Source organism: Albidovulum sp. (genome assembly GCF_049646345.1).
Lineage (GTDB): Bacteria > Pseudomonadota > Alphaproteobacteria > Rhodobacterales > Rhodobacteraceae > Albidovulum.
This window is the reverse complement of record NZ_JBARVQ010000254.1, coordinates 1-3038: the sequence shown is the minus strand read 5'-3', so window position 1 is coordinate 3038 and position 3038 is coordinate 1. Positions and strand designations below refer to the sequence as shown.

Genomic DNA, 3038 nt, shown 5'->3' with positions numbered 1-3038 from the left:
GGTCGAGGGCGCCGCCGCCAAGCGGGCAGAGTTCATGATCTTGTCAGGCAATGACTTCGACTGCGCCTATGCCGTGAATGAGCTGGGCTATCATCAGGTGGTGAACGATACGGTCGAGACCAAGTTCATCCCCTGGGCTACGGTGGAGCCGCTGAAGGCGCTCTTGTCGGACGCGCTGGTAACCTTCAAGGTGCATGAAGGTCATGCCGAAGAGATGGTCGCGGGTCTGCAATGCGCGTCCTGAGCGATATGACCCGGCGCCGGTTCGGCCTCCTGACGGGGGCCGGGCTTGTGGCACCACTGACCCTGCATGCCCATGACGGGCCGCATCTGGTCGAGGTCGGGATCGAGAGCTTTGCCTTCGTCCCCGATCGGCTGGAGATCCATGCAGGTGATACCGTGCGCTGGACCAATCACGACATCGCGCCCCATACCGCGACGGACAAGGCGGGAGGCTGGGATACCGGTCGCATCGGCAAGGGCGAGAGTGTGGAGATCGTGTTCGACGCGGCCGGCACCTATCAGGTCATCTGCCGCTATCACCCAAAGATGACGGCCGAGGTGGTGGTGACGGAGAGCTAGAGTTTGGGTGCGCGGCGTTACTCTCTGGGATCTGTTTGAGCCCGGAGTGGACCTTGGCGGTTGTCCCCTTCACCCGGAATCAAGCGCGACGCGCGCCGGGCGAGCGCCTGCCCGTCCCGGCGGGCTGGCGCTTTTGCGGCCGTGTGCTTCACATGAGGTCAGAGGGGCTTTGCCACCATAAACCACGCCGAAGAACGGTTGCTGCGCCACCCCACGGGCAGGCCCCCGCCCGGCTTGTGTTGCGCATGCGGCAATGTCCGCATTAATCCCACTTCCTACCGCAGGAGTCGCCCGAGCAGATCCGCCAGCCGGGCGGCTTCACCTGTTGCCAGCCGGGTGCCGATGGCCTGTTCCATCGCCGCCTCATAGACCGGCCACATCGCCGCGCGGGTGGCGGCCCCTTTTTCGGTCAGGGTCAGGATCTGGCCGCGCCCATCCTCGGGGCAGGGTTGGCGGGTGATAAGCCCCGCCGCCGCGATCCGGGTGACAAGACGCGACAACCCGTATTGCGGCAAGAGCAGGCGGTCCTGCAAAGCGAACTGCCTGAGTCCGTCCGGCCCTGCCTGTTCGATTTCCCACAACGCGTCGTACCAGTCCAACGGCGGCAGATGCGCCGCCTTCAGGGCGGCGTCGATCTGCACCTGAACATGGGTGGAGGCCCGGACCAGACGGGTCCAGACCGTTTCGGCATGTGGGTTCGGGGCAGGGGTCTTGTGCATGGCTGAACATATATGCACCTGCATGCGGATTGAAAGAGTGGTGCGTTAAATTATATGCATTCGCATGCATCTATAATTGAAAGGACAGGAAATGAGCCCGAAACTGACGCTGATCAGCCACCACCTTTGCCCCTACGTGCAGCGTGTCGCGATTGCGCTGGCCGAGAAGGGAATGGCGTTTGAACGGGTCGATATCGACCTGGCCAACAAACCCGACTGGTTCCTGAAACTCTCTCCCACCGGCAAGACGCCGGTTCTGGTCGTGGACGGGCAACCAATCTTCGAATCCTCGGTGATCCTCGAATATCTGGAGGAGGTCGGCCCCAATCCCCTGCATCCTGCCGATCCGCTGGAGCGGGCCGGGCATCGCGGCTGGATGGAGTATGGCTCATCGATTCTGAGCGACATTTCCGGGCTCTATAATGCGTCGGATGCTGAGGGGTTCGCCGCGAAATCCGATGCGCTGCGGGCGAAACTCGCCCGGGTAGAGGACCGGCTGCCGGGCGGAGATCTTTTTGATCCGAAAGGGCTTTCGCTGCCGGATGCGGTCTTTGCCCCGGTCTTTCGCTATTTCGACACGCTCGATGCGGTGGGGGATATCGCGGGACTTGGCCATATGCCAAAGCTCGCCCGCTGGCGCGCGGCGCTGTCGGCGCGGCCCTCGGTCCGAACTGCCGTGGCGGCGGACTATCCCGCGCGGCTGAAGGACTTCCTGCTTGCGCGCGGGTCGCATCTGTCGCGGCTCATGGCGTGAGGGTCAGGCGGTGGCCAGCGCGAGCAATCCGACGATGATCAGGCTGGCCGCCCAGACCCGTTCAAGGTCGAACCAGCCGCGGGACAGGAATTTCAGCCCGAGCCAGCGGTAGACGCCCCAGGCCACGGCCCCCCCCGCCGTGATCATCGCGCCAGTGTGGATCAGTGCCACCCCAAGCGCCACGATCAGGTTGCGCGACATCAGCGCCTCGGCCGCGCGGTGGGCGGTGTCGAGGTCTTCGGTGCGGCAGAGGCCGAGATAGATCGGCACCAGCATCAGCGCCGCCCCATGGGCCAGCGCCACAAGGAAGGACCAGAGCGCGAGGCGGGTTGGTTTGACGCGGGCGAGAAAGCGGGGATGGCGTTTGGTCAGGAATATCCAGAGCCCGAGCGCGATCACGGCAATGCCGGAGGCAAGCCGGATTTCCCGTTGCCAGTCGATCAGCAGCGTCATCACCGCGAAGGGCATCAGGATCGCGACCATCGCGATCAGATGCCCCGCCGCCAGTGCGACCAAGGCCCGCCATAATGCGCCGGTCCGCCGCTCCATTAGCGCGGCGGAGACGGCCAGAGGCCAGCCCATGCCGGGATTGAGCCCGTGATAGAACCCGCTTGCAACCACGGCGAGCCAGAGCCCCGCCGTGGTGCCGATCAGATCCCCCAAGGGTCAGGCCGAGGGGTAGCAGAAGCTGTCGGTCGAACAGTCGCCGCCCTCCAGCCGGATCTGGTGGCTGCGATAACCCTTCGGGAACTCGACGAAGAAATCCTTGTCGAGCGTCAGACCGCCCTTGGCACCGACATTGGCCATGACCATCGCGCCGCCCCGTTCGCCGGGATAGAACTGGTCGTCCCAGGTCGAATAGAGCGAGTTGGTCCAGTAGACCCGTTTGCCGTCGCGGCTGATCTCGACCATCTGGGGGCCGTACCCAAAGGTCTTGCCGTTCGGATGCTTGTGCTTCGCAACAATACCGCCGAGTTCGACCT

Annotated in this window: 6 protein-coding genes; 3 read left to right on the top strand and 3 right to left on the bottom strand. The window is 64.2% G+C overall.

The annotated features are described in order from the left end of the window. Together WBB85_RS06040 and WBB85_RS06035 are read left to right on the top strand one after the other, a co-directional pair. Nucleotides 1-244 (top strand): DUF4142 domain-containing protein (locus WBB85_RS06040; RefSeq protein ID WP_432637731.1); only part of this gene is annotated, 244 nt, incomplete at its 5' end. After that, nucleotides 232-582, top strand: coding sequence for a cupredoxin domain-containing protein (locus WBB85_RS06035; protein WP_432637730.1), 351 nt, complete (start codon nucleotides 232-234; stop codon nucleotides 580-582). The genes WBB85_RS06040 and WBB85_RS06035, both read left to right, overlap by 13 nt. Nucleotides 583-857: 275 nt before the next feature. On the opposite strand, the gene WBB85_RS06030 is transcribed toward WBB85_RS06035, so the two are convergent. Next, nucleotides 858-1301, bottom strand: coding sequence for a MarR family winged helix-turn-helix transcriptional regulator (locus tag WBB85_RS06030; RefSeq protein WP_432637729.1), 444 nt, complete (start codon nucleotides 1299-1301; stop codon nucleotides 858-860). Between the two features lie 91 nt (nucleotides 1302-1392). Between WBB85_RS06030 and WBB85_RS06025 the strand changes: the two genes are divergently transcribed. Further along, nucleotides 1393-2055 carry a glutathione S-transferase family protein gene (locus WBB85_RS06025; protein WP_432637728.1) on the top strand — a complete coding sequence of 221 codons (663 nt, stop codon included), beginning with the start codon at nucleotides 1393-1395 and terminating at the stop codon, nucleotides 2053-2055. Nucleotides 2056-2058: 3 nt separating this feature from the next. Here WBB85_RS06025 and WBB85_RS06020 read toward each other — a convergent pair whose 3' ends face one another. Further along, nucleotides 2059-2718 carry a hypothetical protein gene (locus WBB85_RS06020; protein WP_432637727.1) on the bottom strand — a complete coding sequence of 220 codons (660 nt, stop codon included), beginning with the start codon at nucleotides 2716-2718 and terminating at the stop codon, nucleotides 2059-2061. A 3-nt stretch (nucleotides 2719-2721) separates the two neighbouring features. Further along, nucleotides 2722-3038: selenium-binding protein SBP56-related protein (locus WBB85_RS06015; RefSeq protein WP_432637726.1), on the bottom strand; the 317-nt coding region annotated here is incomplete at its 5' end.

What these genes read in the sequence shown, in the direction of transcription:
- WBB85_RS06035 (WP_432637730.1), top strand. Translation starts at nt 232, where the DNA reads ATGCGCGTCCTGAGCGATATGACCCGGCGCCGGTTCGGCCTCCTGACG.
- WBB85_RS06030 (WP_432637729.1), bottom strand. Translation starts at nt 1,301, where the DNA reads ATGCACAAGACCCCTGCCCCGAACCCACATGCCGAAACGGTCTGGACC.
- WBB85_RS06025 (WP_432637728.1), top strand. Translation starts at nt 1,393, where the DNA reads ATGAGCCCGAAACTGACGCTGATCAGCCACCACCTTTGCCCCTACGTG.